Source organism: Vibrio sp. 10N.222.52.B7, assembly GCF_041474275.1.
Taxonomy (GTDB): Bacteria; Pseudomonadota; Gammaproteobacteria; order Enterobacterales; family Vibrionaceae; genus Vibrio; species Vibrio crassostreae_C.
The window spans coordinates 1-375 of the sequence record NZ_JBFRTU010000344.1 but is presented as its reverse complement, the minus strand read 5'-3'; the positions used below and the strand labels follow the sequence as shown (position 1 = coordinate 375).

Below are 375 nucleotides of genomic sequence, written 5' to 3'. Positions count from 1 at the left end.
TTAAAGACTCCTGAACTGTGGTGTACATCAATGCCGCTATAGTATTGGTTGATGTGGTCAATAGATATACCATCTTGGCTTGGTTGAATGAAGTAACGCATTGCATCACTATTTTTCATTACATGCTCGCGCATCTTCCAATTGAAGCTACCGTGCACAAATTCACTTAATGCGGCAGCGGCCACATCTGAGAAAGATTCATTCATACCGCCTGACATTCCACGGTACTCAAGTCCGGAGTTTTGTTCAGTAAAACCGTGGCTAACCTCATGGGCAATTACATCCCATGTCGCTAACGGGTACATAGATTGGTCGCCATCACCAAATGTCATTTGGCGACCATCCCAAAATGCGTTCCCATAGTTTGAACCATAG

The 375-nt window shown here is 44.3% G+C and carries 1 protein-coding gene; it reads right to left on the bottom strand.

All coding sequences use genetic code 11. The annotated features are described in order from the left end of the window. A partial coding sequence (locus tag AB4512_RS23140) for a M4 family metallopeptidase (RefSeq protein WP_372175861.1) occupies window positions 1-375 on the bottom strand: 375 nt, incomplete at both ends.